The organism is Streptomyces sp. NPDC051136, from assembly GCF_044455745.1.
Taxonomy (GTDB): Bacteria; Actinomycetota; Actinomycetes; order Streptomycetales; family Streptomycetaceae; genus Streptomyces.
The window spans coordinates 152,573-168,770 of record NZ_JBITFE010000013.1 but is presented as its reverse complement, the minus strand read 5'-3'; the positions used below and the strand labels follow the sequence as shown (position 1 = coordinate 168,770).

Annotated in this window: 17 protein-coding genes; 5 read left to right on the top strand and 12 right to left on the bottom strand. The window is 71.5% G+C overall.

Features of this window, described 5'->3' with window-relative positions; all coding sequences use genetic code 11:
* Complete coding sequence (locus ACIBCJ_RS32090; protein WP_365981230.1) at positions 1-1,746, top strand: ThuA domain-containing protein; 1,746 nt, start codon at positions 1-3, stop codon at positions 1,744-1,746.
* A gap of 86 nt (positions 1,747-1,832) precedes the next feature.
* Here ACIBCJ_RS32090 and ACIBCJ_RS32085 read toward each other — a convergent pair whose 3' ends face one another.
* The 4 genes from ACIBCJ_RS32085 to ACIBCJ_RS32070 all read right to left on the bottom strand — a co-directional run bounded on the left by ACIBCJ_RS32085 (position 1,833) and on the right by ACIBCJ_RS32070 (position 4,810).
* Positions 1,833-2,147 carry a YrhK family protein gene (locus ACIBCJ_RS32085; protein WP_362103358.1) on the bottom strand — a complete coding sequence of 105 codons (315 nt, stop codon included), beginning with the start codon at positions 2,145-2,147 and terminating at the stop codon, positions 1,833-1,835.
* A 24-nt stretch (positions 2,148-2,171) separates the two neighbouring features.
* Positions 2,172-2,456, bottom strand: a complete 285-nt coding sequence (locus tag ACIBCJ_RS32080) for a hypothetical protein (RefSeq protein WP_362509284.1) — start codon at positions 2,454-2,456, stop codon at positions 2,172-2,174.
* A gap of 73 nt (positions 2,457-2,529) precedes the next feature.
* A complete protein-coding gene (locus tag ACIBCJ_RS32075) occupies positions 2,530-3,066 on the bottom strand; it encodes a CGNR zinc finger domain-containing protein (protein ID WP_365981231.1) in 537 nt (178 codons plus the stop codon).
* A 406-nt stretch (positions 3,067-3,472) separates the two neighbouring features.
* Positions 3,473-4,810 carry a PLP-dependent aminotransferase family protein gene (locus tag ACIBCJ_RS32070; protein ID WP_365981232.1) on the bottom strand — a complete coding sequence of 446 codons (1,338 nt, stop codon included), beginning with the start codon at positions 4,808-4,810 and terminating at the stop codon, positions 3,473-3,475.
* Between the two features lie 92 nt (positions 4,811-4,902).
* On the opposite strand from ACIBCJ_RS32070, the gene ACIBCJ_RS32065 reads away from it, so the two are divergent.
* A complete protein-coding gene (locus tag ACIBCJ_RS32065) occupies positions 4,903-5,526 on the top strand; it encodes a DJ-1/PfpI family protein (protein ID WP_365981233.1) in 624 nt (207 codons plus the stop codon).
* Positions 5,527-5,598: 72 nt separating this feature from the next.
* Here the strand turns inward: ACIBCJ_RS32065 and ACIBCJ_RS32060 are convergent, their stop codons facing one another.
* From ACIBCJ_RS32060 to ACIBCJ_RS32050, 3 genes are all read right to left on the bottom strand, one after another.
* On the bottom strand, positions 5,599-6,597 hold the full coding sequence (locus ACIBCJ_RS32060) for a sensor histidine kinase (RefSeq protein ID WP_365981234.1): 999 nt from the start codon (positions 6,595-6,597) through the stop codon (positions 5,599-5,601).
* The gene (locus ACIBCJ_RS32055; RefSeq protein WP_365981235.1) at positions 6,594-7,487 is read right to left on the bottom strand and encodes an MEDS domain-containing protein; all 894 of its coding nucleotides are present in this window, start codon (positions 7,485-7,487) and stop codon (positions 6,594-6,596) included. The genes ACIBCJ_RS32060 and ACIBCJ_RS32055 overlap by 4 nt, the downstream gene beginning before the upstream one ends.
* A 185-nt stretch (positions 7,488-7,672) precedes the next feature.
* Positions 7,673-8,083, bottom strand: coding sequence for a RidA family protein (locus ACIBCJ_RS32050; RefSeq protein ID WP_362103351.1), 411 nt, complete (start codon positions 8,081-8,083; stop codon positions 7,673-7,675).
* A gap of 77 nt (positions 8,084-8,160) precedes the next feature.
* On the opposite strand from ACIBCJ_RS32050, the gene ACIBCJ_RS32045 reads away from it, so the two are divergent.
* The gene (locus tag ACIBCJ_RS32045; RefSeq protein ID WP_362103350.1) at positions 8,161-8,535 is read left to right on the top strand and encodes a helix-turn-helix domain-containing protein; all 375 of its coding nucleotides are present in this window, start codon (positions 8,161-8,163) and stop codon (positions 8,533-8,535) included.
* Between the two features lie 50 nt (positions 8,536-8,585).
* Here the strand turns inward: ACIBCJ_RS32045 and ACIBCJ_RS32040 are convergent, their stop codons facing one another.
* From ACIBCJ_RS32040 to ACIBCJ_RS32030, 3 genes are all read right to left on the bottom strand, one after another.
* Complete coding sequence (locus ACIBCJ_RS32040) at positions 8,586-10,853, bottom strand: SpoIIE family protein phosphatase (RefSeq protein WP_365981236.1); 2,268 nt, start codon at positions 10,851-10,853, stop codon at positions 8,586-8,588.
* Positions 10,850-11,242, bottom strand: a complete 393-nt coding sequence (locus ACIBCJ_RS32035) for an STAS domain-containing protein (RefSeq protein WP_365981312.1) — start codon at positions 11,240-11,242, stop codon at positions 10,850-10,852. The genes ACIBCJ_RS32040 and ACIBCJ_RS32035 overlap by 4 nt, the downstream gene beginning before the upstream one ends.
* 137 nt (positions 11,243-11,379) lie before the next feature.
* A complete protein-coding gene (locus tag ACIBCJ_RS32030; RefSeq protein WP_365981237.1) occupies positions 11,380-11,718 on the bottom strand; it encodes an STAS domain-containing protein in 339 nt (112 codons plus the stop codon).
* Positions 11,719-12,125: 407 nt separating this feature from the next.
* Here ACIBCJ_RS32030 and ACIBCJ_RS32025 point away from each other — a divergent pair, with 407 nt between their 5' ends.
* Entirely contained in the window at positions 12,126-12,560 is a 435-nt protein-coding gene (locus ACIBCJ_RS32025) for an ATP-binding protein (RefSeq protein ID WP_362509267.1), read from the top strand.
* Between the two features lie 105 nt (positions 12,561-12,665).
* Here the strand turns inward: ACIBCJ_RS32025 and ACIBCJ_RS32020 are convergent, their stop codons facing one another.
* Positions 12,666-13,520, bottom strand: coding sequence for an oxygenase MpaB family protein (locus ACIBCJ_RS32020; protein WP_362509265.1), 855 nt, complete (start codon positions 13,518-13,520; stop codon positions 12,666-12,668).
* A gap of 170 nt (positions 13,521-13,690) precedes the next feature.
* Between ACIBCJ_RS32020 and ACIBCJ_RS32015 the strand changes: the two genes are divergently transcribed.
* Positions 13,691-14,041, top strand: a complete 351-nt coding sequence (locus ACIBCJ_RS32015) for a VOC family protein (RefSeq protein WP_362103344.1) — start codon at positions 13,691-13,693, stop codon at positions 14,039-14,041.
* Between the two features lie 86 nt (positions 14,042-14,127).
* On the opposite strand, the gene ACIBCJ_RS32010 is transcribed toward ACIBCJ_RS32015, so the two are convergent.
* A complete protein-coding gene (locus ACIBCJ_RS32010) occupies positions 14,128-15,885 on the bottom strand; it encodes a lysyl oxidase family protein (RefSeq protein ID WP_365981238.1) in 1,758 nt (585 codons plus the stop codon).
* Between the last annotated feature and the right edge of the window lie 313 nt (positions 15,886-16,198).

Genomic DNA, 16,198 nt, shown 5'->3' with positions numbered 1-16,198 from the left:
ATGCACAAGAAGCTGAGAGCGAAGATCTGCCTGCTCGCGGGTGCCCTGCTCTGCGTGGCACCACAGTCCTGGGCGGCCGCACCGCCGGCCCGGGCGCACGACGAGGCCGCGGCCGACCCTGCCTACCAGGTCCTCGTCTTCTACAAGACCGCCGGATTCCGCCACTCCTCCATCGACGACGGCGTCGCGGCCCTGCGAGACCTGGGCACCGCGAACAACTTCACCGTCACGGCGACGGAGGACGCGCAGGCCTTCACCGCCGGCAACCTCGCGCAGTACGAGGCCATCGTGTTCCTGTCCACCACGGGTGACGTACTGAACGGCACCCAGCAGGCGGCGATGGAGCAGTACATCGAGGACGGGGGCGGCTACGTGGGCGTCCACGCCGCCGCCGACACCGAGTACGAGTGGCCCTTCTACGAAGGCCTGGCCGGGGCCCTGTTCCACTCCCACCCGGCCGTCCAGCAGGCCACGGTCGAGGTCGAGGACCGGGCGCACGACGCCACCGCACACCTCGGCCGCACCTGGCAGCGCACCGACGAGTGGTACAACTACCGGACCGACCCCCGCGCCACCGCACACGTGCTGGCCTCGCTCGACGAGTCCAGCTACTCGGGCGGCAACATGAACGGCGACCACCCGATCGCCTGGTGCAAGGAGTACGAGGGCGGCCGTGCCTTCTACACCGGAGGCGGCCACACCGACGAGTCCTACGCCGACCCCGCGTTCCGCCGGCACCTGCTCGGCGGCGTCCGGTGGGCGGCGGGAACGACCGAAGCCGACTGCCGCCCGGAGACGGGCTACCGCCCCCTCTTCGACGGCACCGGCACCAGCGGCTGGAAACAGGCGGGCCCCGGCGGTTTCACCCTCGCCGACGGCACGCTCACCTCCCACGGCGGGCTCGGCATGTACTGGTACCAGGCCGAGGAGCTCACCGGCGACTACTCCCTGAAGCTGGACTGGAGAGTGAGCGGGGACGACAACTCAGGCGTCCTCGTCGGCTTTCCCGCCTCCGACGACCCGTGGTCGGCGGTGGACAACGGCTACGAGATCCAGATCGACGCCACCGACACCCCCGACCGCACGACGGGCTCCGTCTACGGCTTCCGGTCGGCCGACACCGCCGCACGCGACGCGGCACTGAATCCGCCGGGCGAGTGGAACACGTACGAGATCCGGGTCACCGGTGAGCGGCTGGAAGTGTTCCTCAACGGTCGCAAGATCAACGACTTCACCAGCACCGACCCGGCGCGGAGCCTCAGGCAGGGCCACATCGGCATCCAGAACCATGGTGACGGGGACGAGGCGGCGTTCCGCAACATCCGGGTCAAGCGGTCCGGCGGCGGTACCCCGGGGCAGCGTTCCGGTGCCGTCAAGGGCGTCAACGGCAAGTGCCTGGACGTCGACGGCGCACAGACCGCCGACGGCACCAGGATCCAGCTCTGGACCTGCAACGACACCAGCGCCCAGACCTGGACCACCACCGGTACCGGCACCGGCGCCCTCAAGGCCCTCGGCAAATGCCTGGACATCTCCGGCGGCGCCACCGCCGACGGAACCAAGATCCAACTCTGGACCTGCAACGGCACCGGCGCACAGACCTGGAACCCCCAGCCCGACGGCACCCTCCGCAACCCCCAGTCCGGCAAATGCCTCGACGCGTCCGGCGGCACCTGGAACGACGGCACCCCCGTCCACCTCTGGACCTGCCACACCGGACCCAACCAGAAATGGACCCTGCCCTGACGGCCGGTCCGGGCCACAGCACGCCGTGCCGGTGGGAGCATCTCCGCTCCGCCCGCACGGCGTGCGAGGCTGCTCGCGTCACACGTTCAGAAGTCCTGTGAACCGTCGGGGGACGCGAGGGGAGCGTGGGACTGCGGAGCGCGGGAGTGGACGCGTTGCAGGTGCAGGTGGCGGGTGAGGCGAATGGCGGGCCGTACGAGCAGCTCGATGCTGCCGATCAGGAAGCACCAGGTGCCGGCCGTGGTCCACCGCTCGGAGAAGAACATGACGCTGCCGGCGATGAACCACAGGGCGATGAGGACGTCGTTCGCGATGCTCGCGGCTTCGTAGCGCCGCCCGATGACGAGTTCCTCCCCGCCCAGGCGGATGACCAACGACGTGCTTCCCTCGGTGTTCCTCATACCCCTACGTTACGGACAGAGCGATCAGACGGATCGGCGGCCGGTGAGGGCCGGCAGCGTCGTCGTCCTGATCCGGCGGTAGGTCACGAACCCGTGTACGGTCACCCCGGCCCAGATGACGGTACTGGTCAGAGGCCACCACAGGCCCCGTCCCTGCGCACCCTCGACGAGTCTGGCGACCAGGTTCAGCGCCCAGCCGACAGCGAGGAAGAGCGCCGCCCATCTGGCCCACTGCCAGATCCCCATGGTGCCCCGGGCGCGGGTTGCCTGCGTCTTTCGTTCTTCGTGCCGAACTTGTGTGTCCGTCATGTCTTTCGTCTGCCCCCTCCTCGCCGCCGTCTCCTCACCTCCGCGAGGAAGGCTGGAAACCGCGGGTGCGCCGTCAGCCGCCCGCCCGTTCGGCTCCCCGGAGCCGGGCCCGGTGGCGCGCCACCGCGTCGTTGTTGGCGCAGCGCACCGAGCAGTAGGCACGCCGGCCGTTGCGGGAGGTGTCGACGAAGGCCAGAGCGCACTCGCGTCGGGCACAGCGGCCCAGACGCCCCGCGTCGGCGGAGCAGATGACGTAGGCGAGCCCGGCGGCGGTGACGGCGCGGACGTGCGCGGCCGGGTCGGCTCCGATGGCGCTGTAGTGCAGGTGGGGCCGGCCGTCGTGCAGGGAGATGCGAGGGCTGCTCGACGCGTCGGCGAGCAGCGAGTTGACCGCGTCGCACCGCTCGTCGAGGTCCCGTCGCCCGAAGCAGGCGGCCAGGCGCCGGCTCCATGTCCAGACGGACTCTGCCTGCGCGGCGGTGAGCCGGCGGTTCACCACGCCGTGCGCGGCGAGCAACGGCTCCAGGTCGGCGGGACGGGGCGCCTCGGTCAGGTTGACCAGGTCGGCTGCGAGCCGGGCGGCCTCACCGCCGTAAGGGTCGAACTGCATACGGCCATTACATCACCGCTTCCCCGCAGGCGCGAGGGAGTGGAGACCCCGATCCCCTGTAATGGTTGAAGTGTTCTGGACCATGACAGCATGGTGAAGGAATGACACTCGTACCCGCGGTCGGCCTGGCTTCGGCACAGGACTGCTGTCCGGTCTGCCATGGACCGGTCGAAGGCGAAGCGCAGTGGTGGACACAACAGTCCCGCCACCACACGTCGCAAGGAATAGTCGAGTACTGCACCGGTGGCTGCGGCTGCCTCGTCGTCCTGCTCGACGGAGAGCTGCTCAAAGCGGTGCCGGGTACTCGTCGTTGACCCGCGCTCACGTGCCGCGATCGTGGCGTGCTTCGCCGGCTTCCGGCTGACCGGCCCCGGCCTGGTTCTCTTCGCTTGCCGTACGACCGGCTTCACGTGAAGGCGTCCTCGACGGCCAGGCGCCGCACCGTGCGCAGCGTCACCCGGAGGCTGTGCGGGTCGGTGGAGCCGAGGGCCAGCCGAATCGCCTGCGGCGGGCCGGCCGAGGTGGTGAACGGTTCCGCCGTACTGACGGAGATGCGGTGCCGGGCGAGGGTCGCGGCCAGCCGGTCGGCGCGTGCGTCGTCCGGCAGCGGCAGCCAGGTGAAGTAGGACGAAGGATGCCCGACCAGGGGCAGACCCGCGAGTTCCGCCGCAGCGATGGCCTGGCGGGCTTCGGCGTCCTTTCGCTTCTGTGCCTCCAGCTGGTCCACCGTGCCGTCGTCGAGCCAGCGGCAGGCGATCGCCGTGGTCAGGGCCGGGGTGTTCCAGGTGGTTGCTCGGACGGCGCGTTCGAGCAGCGGCACCACGGGCGCGGGTGCGAGGACGAAGCCGACCCGCAGGCCCGTTGCCACGCTCTTGGACAGCCCCGAGACGTGGAGGGTGATGTCGGGCGCGGTCGCCGCCAACGGGGGCGGGGGGTGCTCGACCAAGTAGGCGTACGAGGCGTCCTCGACGATCCACGCCCCCGACCGCCGGGCGATCCCGATCAGCCGGAGGCGGTCGGCTTCCGTCATGACCCAGCCCAATGGGTTGTGCAGGGTCGGCATGGCGTAGACCGCGCGCACCGGCCGGGTGGCGCACAGCTTCTCCAGGACGTCGAGATCGGGACCGTCGGCGGTGGTGGGGAGGGGCTCCAGGTCGAGGTGGAAGGCGTGCGCGAGCACCTTGAAGCCGGGATAGGTGAGTGCGTCGACCGCGACGACGTCCCCGGCCTTGAGGACGGCCATGACCGTGACGGCCAGACCGTGCTGAGCGCCGTTGACGACGAGGACGCGGTCCGGGTCCGCGGTGATGCCCCGCCGCCCCAGGTGACGGCTGATCGAGGCCCTGTCCTGGGGGCGCCCCGGGTGCGGCTGGTAGCGCAGCAGCGACTCGAGATCACCGGCGACGGCCACGTCGCGCAGGGCCTGGCGAAGGAGGTCGCTCTGGCCGGGCAGCGACGGGTAGTTGAAGTTGAGGTCGACCGCATCCGTGGCCACGTCCTGTTGGTCGATGCCGTGCCCGGGTGGAACCGCGAGGTCCCGTACGAACGTTCCGCGGCCCTGCTCCCGGCTGACCAGGCCCATGGCCTCCAGTTCGGCGTACGCCCGCGTCGCGGTCACCACGGCGACGCCCTCGCGAGCGGCCAGCGCACGGTGGGTCGGCAGCCTGGCGCCCGCGACCAGGCGTCCCGTCCGGATGTCGGAGGCGAGCGCGTCGACCAGTGCCTTGTAGCGCGGGGCTGCCATGGGCCGGATTGTATCCATGACAATTCTTTGACTGTCCTGTCGGCGGGTCCGTACCGTCGCAGCCGATCGCGCCGACCCGGAAGGACGCCGCCGTGCACATCGCCATTCTCACCTTCGAGGGCTACAACGAACTCGACTCCCTGATCGCGCTCGGCGTGCTCAACCGCGTCAAGGCCGCCGACTGGCGCATCACCATCGCCACTCCCGGTGCCAAGGTGACCTCCATGAACGGAGTGGTCGTCGAAGGGATGGCCACGCTGGAGGAGGCGTGCTCCGCCGACGCCGTCATCGTCGGCAGCGGCATCGCCACCCGCGAGGTCGTCGAAGATCCGGCGATCATGGAGGTCCTGCGGGGCCTGGATCCCTCACGCCGGCTCATCGCGGCCCAGTGCTCCGGCGCACTGGTCCTGGCCAGGCTCGGACTGCTCGACGACGTCCCCGCCTGCACCGACCTCACCACGCAACCCTGGGTCGTCGCGGCCGGCATCGAGGTCCTCGACCAGCCCTTCTACGCCAAGGGCAACGTCGCCACCGCCGGCGGATGTCTGTCTTCGCCCTACCTCGCCGCCTGGGTCATCGCCCGACTGCGGAGCGGAGAGGCCGCCGCGGACGCCCTCCGCTACGTCGCCCCGGTCGGTGAGAAGAACGAGTACGTCGAGCGTGCCTGGCGCAACATCTCGCCCTACCTCCCCGCCCCCGCGCCGACGCCCGCCTGACGCTGCGTCCGGCGGCTGTCGGGTCCGCGCCCCCGGCGGCGGGCGGTGTGTCTCCGCTACCGGAACGCGGTGTCAGGGCAGGGTCACGTGCAGTCGGACGGTCGTCTCCCGGGAGCTGGCGCCGACTTCCATCGCGTCGCACAGCTGGCGCACCGCCCACAGCCCGTGGCCCCGGCGCTGTCCCGGATCGGGCGGCAGGTACCCCGCGTACCAGTCGAGGCCCGCGGTGTTGCGGGGGCTGGTGACGTCGCAGACGACGCGGGATCCGCAACGCCGTACGGTCACCCGTCCTTTGCCCTCTCCACCGTGCTGCAGGGCGTTGGTGGCGACCTCGTTGACGGCGAAGACCAGCCGTCGGGTGCGGTCGTCGGGCATCCCCAGCGCGGTGGCGGCCTCGGTGACGAAGGCGCGGACCGCGGACAGGTCGTGCCCGAAGCGCATCACGGCCTCCTCGCCGTCGGCGGGCACCGGCGCCAGCGGGCGCTGCCGGGGACCGCCGCCGGTACCCGGTGCGGTGGAGCGGGGGCCGGCCAGTGACGGGGGTCCGGTCAGCGGCGCGGGGTGGGTACGCCGGACGTCGGCCACCACGGCCTCGGGCAGGGTGCGCGTGTCGTAGAGACAGACGATGCGCGCACGGCGGTCGGTGAACGCGGCATCGAGTGCGGACTCGTAGCGGGTCCGCTCGGCCGCCTCCACTACGTCGAGTCCGTGCCAGACCGGCTCGCTGATCACCCGTAGCCGGCGGGCACGGCCTCGCGCGGTGTACTGGTCGACGTAGCGCCGGTAGGCGCCCAGGGTGGGTCCGGGCGTGCGACACCAGTCGTCGGCGTCGACGAACTCGACGTACCGGGCCGCGTCCCCCAGCTCCCCGAGCAGAAGGTCCACGTTGCTGCGGGTCGTCACGGCCAGGACGGTGTCACCCGCTTCCGCACCGCCCCGGCAGAACGGCACCATCGCGGCGAGGAAAGCCTCGTCACTGCCGTAGACCAGTGCCTGATGGCCCGCCCGCGGTGCGCTCTCGCGGGGGTGGGGCGCGTCTCCCTGCGGGTACGACGCCGCGACGGTGCTCACGCGGAGACCCCCCGCGCGGTGACGGTGAGAGCCGGTGTCTCGTCCCAGCCGATGACGTGGATGACGTTGCTCAGCATGGGATCCAGGTCGACCACGTGGAGCCTGCGTCCCTCGGGCAGCCGCTCGGCGGTGCGCACCAGGGCGCGCACACCGGCGAGGTCGATGAACTGGAGGGCGCTCATGTCGACCGTGATGTCACCCGGCCAGTCGCAGACCGTCTCGAGCGCGCCGGACAGGGCTTCGGCGCAGTGGTAGTCCACGTCACCGATCACGCGCAGCGACTGCCGGCCGTCACGCAGGGACGGCACCAGTTGAAGCGACGAACTGTTGTGCAGCGGCTGCTGCGCCACGATTCCGGGATGGCGCCGGTCGAAGGCGTCCATGGACCCGGCGTCGAAACGACGGGCGTCGTACTGGCAGACGGCGGAGGCGGGGCGTCCGGCGAACACGTCGTTCACCTTCGTCTCGTACTCGCCAAGGCGCTCGGCACCGGGGATGTCCCGCAGGGCCCAGCCCATCTCCCCGCTGACCCTGAAGCCGGTGTAGCCGGCCGCGAGCGAGTCGCTGACCTCCTTCTGGAGGGTGGCCACCATGGCATCCGCGTCGAAGGGGCCGTCGGCCAGGTAACTGGCGTCTGCCGTGGTCACCGTGAGCTGTCCGCTGTCCAGCGCGGCCGCCGGATCCGTACCGGCCTCACGCAGCCAGGTGAGCACCTGCCCGGGAGTGCTCTGGTCGGCGAAGTACATCACGCGCTCACGGCGCTCCAGGCCTCCCAGAAGATAGGCGGTCACCACCCGGCGCTGCTCGGCCTCGTCACTGAACGCCAGACACAGGTGGTCACCGTGGTCCATGCGTTCGACCGTGCGCTCTCGGGTGCTGTAGGCGATCACGTCGCGTCCTTCACGGCTTGCACCGTCCTTCTCCCGGTCGTCGGCGCGGTCTTCGGCGTGGCCCCGTCCGCAGGACTGTTCACCGTCATCGTACCGACCTGGCCCCTCCCCTCATACTCGGTGCCGCGCACCCGTTCGCGGGGCGGACGGTGCCGCCGCGGCCCTCAAAAGGCCCGCCCCGGAGATCAGTCCAGGACCGCGGTCGCCTCGACCTCGACGAGCACGTCCGGCTCGAAGAGGTACTCGACGCCGATGAGGGAGGCGGGCGGCATCGGAGCCGGGAGGCCGATCTCCTCGGCGACGGCCTCCACGCCGGCCATGAAGTCGCCGATCTTCTCCGGCGCCCACCGGGTCACGTAGAACGTCAGGCGCAGCACGTCCCCGAACGTCGCGCCCGCGCCCGCCAGTCCGACGGCGGTGTTGCGCAACGCCTGGGCCACCTGCCCGGCCAGATCACCGGGCGCGACCGGAATCCCGTCGGCCCGGCGGGCCACCTGTCCGCTGACGTGGACGTGCTTCGCCCCGGTGCCCACGGCGACGTGGTGGTACGGGACCGGCTGGAGCATGCCTTCCGGTGTGAAGTGCTGGACTGCCATGGGTTTCTCTCCTCCGAAGTAGGTATCCTGAAGCTACCTAGGAGAAGAAGGACACTTCAACGAGACCAGGTTTCGCCATGGATACCGCCGACGAACTCCGCATCGACGCCCCGCATCGCGAGCTGCTCGACCAGATCCTCGACAAGTGGTCGCTCAGTGTCCTCAACGAACTCTGCGAGCGCCCCTGCCGCTTCAACGAACTGCGCCGGGCCATTCCCCAGGTCACCCAGAAGTCGCTGACCGCGACGCTCCGGCGCCTCGAACGCAACGGCGTCGTCGGGCGCGAGGTCGTCTCCACCCGCCCCGTGGCGGTCAGGTACCGGATCACCCCGCTCGGCAAGACCCTTCGGGACCCCGTCGACGTGCTGCTGGCCTGGGCGTCGCAGCACATGCCGGCCATCGAGCGCGCACGCGAGGATTTCGACGAGCGGGAGGAGGGAGGCGACCGCTGACCCGGCCTCGCCGGGCTCCGCCGGCCGCCGTCTTCGTCCGGCCGCTCCGGTCACGGTCGTCGGGGTGCCCCTGACGGCACCGCCCGGTCCGGCGGCGACGGGAGCGGTTCGGTGGCGGTGAGGACCAGGACCGCCTGGTCGTCGTCGACGTCGCCGCCGCCGGTGAAGGCGGCGACGGCCCGGGTGACGGCGTCGATGATCTGCCGGGCGCCGGGCCGGCGCTGGGTGCTGCTCACCGCGTCGGCGAGACGCTCCTCGCCGAACAGGGTGGCGTCCTGCCGCGCTTCGATGATGCCGTCGGTGTAGAGCACCAGGCTTTCGTGCGGTTCCAGGTGGACGCGGCGGGTGGTGAGGGGCGGGTCGGGGGCGATGCCCAGCAGTATCCCGGGGGCGTCGATCGTCCGGACGGTGTGATCGGCGACGAGGTGGAGCGGGAGCGTGTGGCCGGCGCGGACCAGCTCGACGTCCAGCCCGGTGGGGGTCGCGGTGAGCAGGCCGTAGACGAGTGTGACGAAGCCGGTGCCGTGGCTGGTGGGGCGGTTGATCAGGGCGCGGTTGACGGCCGTGACGACGTCGGCGGCGTCGGGCAGGAGCGGGGCGACGGCGCGGGCGGTGTGCCGGACCAGGGCGGTGGTGGCGGCGGCCAGGGCGCCGCGGCCGCAGACGTCGCCGACGAGGAAGGCCCACCGTCCGTCGTTGAGGGGGAACACGTCGTAGAAGTCACCGCCGACGTCGAGCCCCTCACCGGCCGGGTGGTAGTAGGCGGCGACGTCGACGCCGGGCACGTCGGGGAGGTCGGGCAGGAGCAGGCCGGCCTGGAGGTCGCGGGCGAGGGCGGCGCGCTGGGTGTACTGGCGGGCGTTGCGGGCGGCCGAGGCGGCCCGCAGGGCGAGCTCCTCGGCCAGGGCGACGGCCCGGCCGTCAATGGCGTGCGAGTCCGTCGAGAACAGGCTCACGGTGCCGAACACGCGACCGCGGTCCGTCAGCGGAACGCACAGGTAACCGGTGACACCGAGGTCCTGCCAGGGGCCGGCTCCCGTGGGGGCGCGCCGGGCGACCTCACTGGTGCCGGAGGCCAGCACGCGGGCGACGGCGTCGTCGGCTGCGTCGTAGACCGGGATGTGAGCAGCCAGCAGATCCCGTTGGGCCTGGGCGGGTGCGGCGGTGGCGACCCGTCTGACGCGTCCCGCCTCGACGAGGTCGACGGCGCACAGCGGGGCGAGAACGGGAACGCAGGCGTCGGCCAGGTGCTGCAGGGCCTGGTCGGCGTCCAGGTCGGCGCTCAGGAGCGTGCTGGCGTTCAGCAGGAAGGCGAGGTCGTCGCGGGCGGCCCTCGCCCGGGCCTCGGCTTCCCAACGGGCCTGTTCGGTCCGGTGGCGTTCGATGGCCAGAGCGGCGGTGTGGGCGAAGATCCGGGCGAGCGCGAAGTCGGCGTCCTGCGGGGTCCGCGGCGTGCGGTGGTACATCGCGAAGGTGCCCAAGAGGGCGCCGTCGCTCGCGAGGATCGGAGTGGACCAGCAGGCGGCGAGACCGGCCCGGTCGGCCAGGTCGCGGAAGTCGTCCCAGAACGGGTCGGTGGCGATGTCGGTGACGATCACCGGCCGCCGTCGGTGGGCGGCGGTGCCGCAGGAGCCGACGCCCTCTCCGGTGGCGATGCCGTCGATGGCCTCGTTGTAGAAGGCGGGCAGGCTGGGCGCGGCGCCGTGGCGCAGGTGCCGGCCGTCGGGGTCGGCCAGGAGCACGGAGACGAGGACGTCTCCGGGCGCGAGGTCCTCGATCGCGCGAGCCATACCGTCGAGCACGTCCGGCAGCGGGGCCTGCCGGGCGATCTGCTCGAGCAGGACACGGTGCTCGGCGGTCAGCCGCTGCGCGTGCTTGATCCGGGTGGTCTCCACTCCGATCACACGCACGCCCATGACGTTGCCGCCGGCGTCGACGCGGGGCTCGCACGTGAAGTCGACGAACGCCTCCCGCACGTCCCGCCCGCGGCCGAGGAGCACCCGGGCGTCCCACCCGTTGCAGGGCCGGCCGGTGCGGTAGACCCGGTCCAGGAGCTCGATGAAGCCCTGCTCGCGCAGTTCCGGCGTCAACTGCCCGAGCGGAACGCCGGTACGGGTGCGCGAAGGCCCGCCGACCACGTCGAAGAAGGCCGTGTTCGCCGTCTCCACCATGTGGGCGGGCCCCGCGAGAGAGGCGAACATCACCGTCGACTGGCCCAGCAGTGCTTCCGCGTCCCGGTCCGCACCTCGGTCGACGGCGGCGCGCGTGACCGGCCCCCCGGCAGGCTGGGGCGCGTACTGCCCCGGTACGCGCGTCATATGACCTGCCTCCCCTTCGGCCTCGCCGGTTCCTCCACGAGCGCGGCCACGCCCTCGCGCTGCCGCGTTCCTGCGGTCAGTGCCTCGTCGGCGTCCTTGTGCACGGCGAATACCTGGTCCAGCCCCGTCTGCGTGAACAGCCGCACCACCGAGTGCGGCACGGCCCCCAGCCTCAGTACCCGCTGCTGCGCGGCCAACTCCTGGAACAGCCGCAGAAGGGCACCGACACCGGAGGAGTCGCAGAACGACAGCGCCGCGCAGTCGACGACGACGGGCCCCGCGTCCCGTCCCCTGGCCAGTTCCGTCGCACCGGCCTCCTCCAGCTGCACCACGCTCTCGAAGTCGAGCTCTCCGCGCAGCGCGATCACCGCGCCCCGGGCCTCATGCATGACCTGCACTGAGAACACCCTGCGTTTCCTCCTCGCACGACTCCGGTCGACAGCACTCGCCTCATGGTAAGGACCGGCGGCGGGACGCGGGGCCGGCGGCCCGGCCGCTTCCCGGGTCCGGCCGGCACCCGGGGAGGTCAGGCGGGCAGGGTACGGAGCGTGTCCGGGAACAGCCGGGAGATGTCGATGACGGTGGGGTGTACGTCCGTGGCCAGGAGCAGCATCCTCAGGGCTTGCGGACGCAGACCCGTGACGGTCGTGGTGCGGTCGGCGCCCCCTCGCGGGGCCGGGCCGAACAGGAGGTGGAGGCCCGCGACGTCCATGAAGGGCGTGTGATGCAGGTCCCACAGCAGGTCGGTCACGTGATCGGGCAGCGCGTCGACGGCGGCCCGGAGCGAGGACAGGGTGTCGAAGTCGATGTCTCCGTGCGGGGTGAGGCTCGCACGGGTGCCGTCGATGGTCGTGGTGACGTTCATTCTGGGCGCGCCCCCTTCCGGGGGTTGACGAGCCCAAAGGCGATGCACCCCGGTGAGGTGCACGGCATTGGTGGGGCCGAGTGCCCGTGTGGGGGGCAACGCCCGGTCCCGAAAGACCGGCGCCCAGGGGGTGCCGGTCGGTCTCGTTGTCCCTCCACCGTCGCACACCTCGGCCCCGGAGCACGACCCCGCACGCGTGAACGCCGTATGACTCCGTCGGGCGTTCCCGCCCGTGGGTCCACGAAGGCCCGTTCGGTGCCGACGGCCCCACCCATGAACAAGAACACCGTGGGTAAGCGAAAAGAGGCAAACGTAAACGATCAGTAGTCAGGAACCGACCGCATCGCACAGGAATCACCATGGTCATCCCGCTCGGAAAGCAGGTACCGGATGAGCACCACCCGACAGTGTCCCTGCGTCACGGCGTCGTATGGGGTGCGGACGGCATCTCCCTCGCCGACACCCGCACCGCGACACGCGACCTCCTCGCCCGGGCCGGGCACCCCCCGGAGGCCCAGGTCAGCCAGGATGCCCAGCTGGTGGTGAGCGAACTGGTCACCAACGCCCTGCGGCACGCGCCGGGGCCCGGCGGTCTCCTGCTCGAAGTCCTCCCGGGCGCCCCCGCCCGGCTGCGCATCACCGTCCACGACACCTCCCCCCGGACGCCCCGGCTCCGCGTACCCGACCCCCGCCGCGTCGGCGGACACGGCATGCACCTGCTCACACGCCTGTGCGACCGCCTGGAGACCGACCACCGCGCCGACGGGAAGCACGTCACCGCGGAGTTCCACTTGCCCCACACCGACCATCGCCTCCCGGAGCCCGGTCCGCGAGTCGACTGACGCCGGAGGCGCGGCCGACGGCGGGTCCCGGGCGCCGGCCACCGGTACTGCGACCCGGCCCGCCGGCGTCGCAGTGGGAAGCCGCGCGACGAGCAGAAGGGGTGGTCACGGGCTTGCCGGTGGTGGTGTCATGGCCCAGCGGATGGCACCTGTGAGTGCACGGCCGACGGGACGCACGGCCAGGTCCTCGACGACCGCCAGCCGCGGCAGCCTCAGCAGCTCCCGGGCCCACGGCGGCAGGACGGCCACCGCGTTCGCCGCGAGACCGGCGTAGAAGGGGCGGGCGGCCAGGGGAATCGGCGGTTGCAGCAGCAGGAAGCGTGCGGTGGCCCTGGCCTCCGCGGTGGCTCGCAGCTCGGGCCGGTAGGCGGACAGGCGCGCGGCCAGGCCGCGGCGGTCGAGGGGCGGGTCGACGACTCCCAGGGCCTCGGCGACCCGGGCGGTGTCGGCCACGTAGGCGTCGTAGCCGGCGTCGTCGAGCGGGTGGGCCCCGTACCGCTGATGGGCGCGGAGGAAGCTGTCCGTCTCGGCCGCGTGGACCCAGCCCAGCAGGTGCGGATCGGCGGCGTGGTAGGTCAGTCCCTCCGCCGTCCGGCCGCGGATGCGCTCGTGGATGCCGCGGACGTGGTCGACCGCTCGCTGCGCGTCGTCGGCGGTGCCGTACGTGGTGACGGCGAGGAACGTACTGGTGCGCTGCAGCCGGCCCCACGGGTCGCCCCGGAAGCCGGAGTGGGCGGCGACCGCCGCCATGGCGAGTGGGTGCAGGGACTGCAGCAGCAGGGCGCTGATTCCGCCGATGAACATCGAGGCATCGCCGTGGACCGTGCGTATGGGACGGTCGGGCTCGAACCAGCGGGGCCCGGGAGTGTCGTGGATCCGGGCCCGGACGGCGGGTCCGTCAGGACCTGCCACCCGCGCGAACAGGGCTTTGCCCGCATGCCCGCGCAGCTCTGTCAGCATGGTCGCCTCCGTCCTGCTTCCAGTATCCCGCTCGGCCGGATTCACCCACCGGCCCGGCGTGCCAGCGCGAAGGCAAGTACCGAGGGTGATGCCTCGACCCCCGCCGGCGCGGGGCGAAAGGGCCGAGAATGGCCCCCGGTCCCGTGCGGCGGGCTGGCTACGCTGGCGCCATGTCTGCACTCCGCGCGATGCCGCTGCTCACCGTGAGCGATCTCGATTCCGCAGTCGAAGCCCATGTCCGGGTCACCGGGATGGAGGTGGTCATGAATCACGGCTGGATCGCGACCCTCGCTCCCCCGAACGACCGGTCCGTGCAGGTCAGCCTGATCACCAAGGACCCGACCGGGCCGGTGAACCCGGCGGCCTCCGTCGAGGTCGAGGACCTCGACGCGGCTCTCGAGGGGGCGCGCGCCGCCGGCCTGGAGATCCTGTACGGCCCCACGGACGAGGAGTGGGGCGTACGGCGCTTCTTCTACAGGGACGACGACGGCAACGTCGTCAACGTCCTCGCCCACCTCTGAGTCGAGCAGGCCCGCGGCCGGAGCCGACGGCCACCCGTGGCGGCCGTCGGCTCGTCTGGCCGGGCGCCGGTGCGCCTGGCGTCGGGTCAGTTGGCGTCGACCAGGTCGTGGGCCGGTACGGTCACCGTCCGCGCGTCCGGTTTGCCGCCGAGGACGATCTTCCGCAGCGCGCTGTTGTTGTCGAGGTTCGTCTCCTTGAGCCGCTTCTCGGGGTTGGCCAGTACCTGGATGTAGTACGTGCCGTTGGGCACGTCCGTGATGTCGAAGGACTGGCCCGGCAGGTCCTGGGAGTACGTGTCGCCGGAGCCGACGTCGAGCACCTCGCGCACGGAGATGGAGTTCTCCTCCCCGCAGGCGGTGGACAGATCGGTGTTGAACGGGTGCCAGTTGGCGTTCTTGACCGTGTAGTCGATCGCGTCGGTGTTGGCCAGGCAGAAGGCCTCCTTGCCGCTGCGCACGGCCTCCTTCTTGTCCGCCTTCAGCAGCCGGTAGCTGGCGAAGTCGGTGAAGTGCCAGTGCACATGGCCCGGACGGGGGTCCCACTCCATGGTGCCGGTCGGGGTGTAGCCGACCTGCTTGCCCTTGGCGTCGTAGAAGTACTGGTACGCGTCCATCTTGGCCTTGCCGGGCGACCGGAAGCCGTCCACGACCAGTTGCGCCGGACCGGCGTTCCACACGTTGGCGCTGAAGGCCAGGTAGTCCTTGCCGGGGACGTTCTTCTCCCCGTCGCTGACGACGATGCCGTAGGCCGGCAGCGAGCGCAGGTCGGGCTTGGGGACGTCCGGGAGTGAGGGCTTGCCCGAGGGGCGCTTCGCCAGCGGCTGGAGCGCGAGCGCCTTGCGCGAGCCGTCGGTCTGGCCTCCCTTGTCGCCGACCGGCATGGAGCGCGCGGCCTGCTTCTTCTTCAGCGCCCACGGCAGGGCGGGGGGCGCCGCCTTCAGCGGTCCGTGGCCCACGTTGTAGGACGGGCCCGCGCCGCTCGTGACGGGTGCGGCGGCCTGCGCGGGGGTCGGGGCGTGCCCCGGTCCGTGACCCGCGTGCGCGGAGGGGGCCCGGTGGGCGGCATCGTGACCGGCGTGTCCGCCCGTGGTCGCGCTGAGGGACGCGCTCGCCCCGGCGGCCCCCTGTTCGTCCTCGTAACTGCGTTCCACCACGGTGACCTTGACGGTGGCGGGCTTGTCGGCGATGCCGAACAGGTCGCGGTACTTCTTGGCGACGCCCACCTTGGCCGTGTAGGTCCCGGCCGGCAGGGCGACGGGCTCGGTGTAGGAACCCGCGTAGGTGTTGGCCGCCCAGCCCTTCTCGACGCCCCAGACCGAACCGAGGGTGAACGGGTTGGTGGGGCAGCTCTCCGGATACTTGGAGGTGGCGGGCGCGTCGGGGCGTACCCGGCCGCTGGCGTTGTTCGGGCAGAAGTTCTCGGTCCGGCTGAGGACCTTCCTGCCCGCCTTGTCGGTGACGGTGATCTCCGCGAAGCCGGGCAGCCCGGAGAAGTCCTTCACCGTGCCCTTGGGCAACGTCTTGGCCTTGGCCTTGCCGCCCTCGTACACGGTCTGGGTGACGGTCACCGGGTCCTTGTACGACTTCCGGGTCACCTTCAGCTCAAGTGGCCTGCCGTCCGCGGTGAGGTAGGTGCCCAGGTCGAGGTAGACGCCCGGGTCCTCCTTCCAGGAGGTGAGCGTGAGTGAGCCGGTCGCAGAGATGAGGCTCAGCTCCGGTCCTGTCGCCGCCTTCGCCGGCTCCGTGGTGGCTGCCACGAGTCCGGCGGTCACGGCCATGGCGGCGACGGCGGTGGTGCCTGCGAGCAGTGGACGCCGCAGCCGGGTGGTGCGCGTTCTGGTCATCGATCCCTCGTCCTTCAGGTGCTGGGGGGTGCTGTGGGAAGGAAGCAGGCGGGCACGTTGCTGTGCCCGCGCTGTGAGAGGGCGCGGCCGCGTGCCCGGTTGTCCAGAAGGTGAAAAACCGTGGGAGGTTGGCCGGATCGCTGTGTAGTGGGTGAAATCAGGCTGAAGTCACGAGGAAGTGCCGCCCGGCGGGGGCTCGTTTGGTAAAGGGCGTGTCGCACGGAGCGGATCTCACCGGCGAGTCGTCCGTGCGCGGCCTGAGGTGTCTCGGTCCCGACCGGTGCCCGCACGGCAGCCGTCGGCGGCACGTGCC

What these genes read in the sequence shown, in the direction of transcription:
- ACIBCJ_RS32090 (WP_365981230.1), top strand. Translation starts at nt 1, where the DNA reads ATGCACAAGAAGCTGAGAGCGAAGATCTGCCTGCTCGCGGGTGCCCTG.
- ACIBCJ_RS32085 (WP_362103358.1), bottom strand. Translation starts at nt 2,147, where the DNA reads ATGAGGAACACCGAGGGAAGCACGTCGTTGGTCATCCGCCTGGGCGGG.
- ACIBCJ_RS32080 (WP_362509284.1), bottom strand. Translation starts at nt 2,456, where the DNA reads ATGACGGACACACAAGTTCGGCACGAAGAACGAAAGACGCAGGCAACC.
- ACIBCJ_RS32075 (WP_365981231.1), bottom strand. Translation starts at nt 3,066, where the DNA reads ATGCAGTTCGACCCTTACGGCGGTGAGGCCGCCCGGCTCGCAGCCGAC.
- ACIBCJ_RS32070 (WP_365981232.1), bottom strand. Translation starts at nt 4,810, where the DNA reads ATGGCAGCCCCGCGCTACAAGGCACTGGTCGACGCGCTCGCCTCCGAC.
- ACIBCJ_RS32050 (WP_362103351.1), bottom strand. Translation starts at nt 8,083, where the DNA reads ATGGCAGTCCAGCACTTCACACCGGAAGGCATGCTCCAGCCGGTCCCG.
- ACIBCJ_RS32045 (WP_362103350.1), top strand. Translation starts at nt 8,161, where the DNA reads ATGGATACCGCCGACGAACTCCGCATCGACGCCCCGCATCGCGAGCTG.
- ACIBCJ_RS32040 (WP_365981236.1), bottom strand. Translation starts at nt 10,853, where the DNA reads ATGACGCGCGTACCGGGGCAGTACGCGCCCCAGCCTGCCGGGGGGCCG.
- ACIBCJ_RS32035 (WP_365981312.1), bottom strand. Translation starts at nt 11,242, where the DNA reads ATGCATGAGGCCCGGGGCGCGGTGATCGCGCTGCGCGGAGAGCTCGAC.
- ACIBCJ_RS32030 (WP_365981237.1), bottom strand. Translation starts at nt 11,718, where the DNA reads ATGAACGTCACCACGACCATCGACGGCACCCGTGCGAGCCTCACCCCG.
- ACIBCJ_RS32020 (WP_362509265.1), bottom strand. Translation starts at nt 13,520, where the DNA reads ATGCTGACAGAGCTGCGCGGGCATGCGGGCAAAGCCCTGTTCGCGCGG.
- ACIBCJ_RS32015 (WP_362103344.1), top strand. Translation starts at nt 13,691, where the DNA reads ATGTCTGCACTCCGCGCGATGCCGCTGCTCACCGTGAGCGATCTCGAT.
- ACIBCJ_RS32010 (WP_365981238.1), bottom strand. Translation starts at nt 15,885, where the DNA reads ATGACCAGAACGCGCACCACCCGGCTGCGGCGTCCACTGCTCGCAGGC.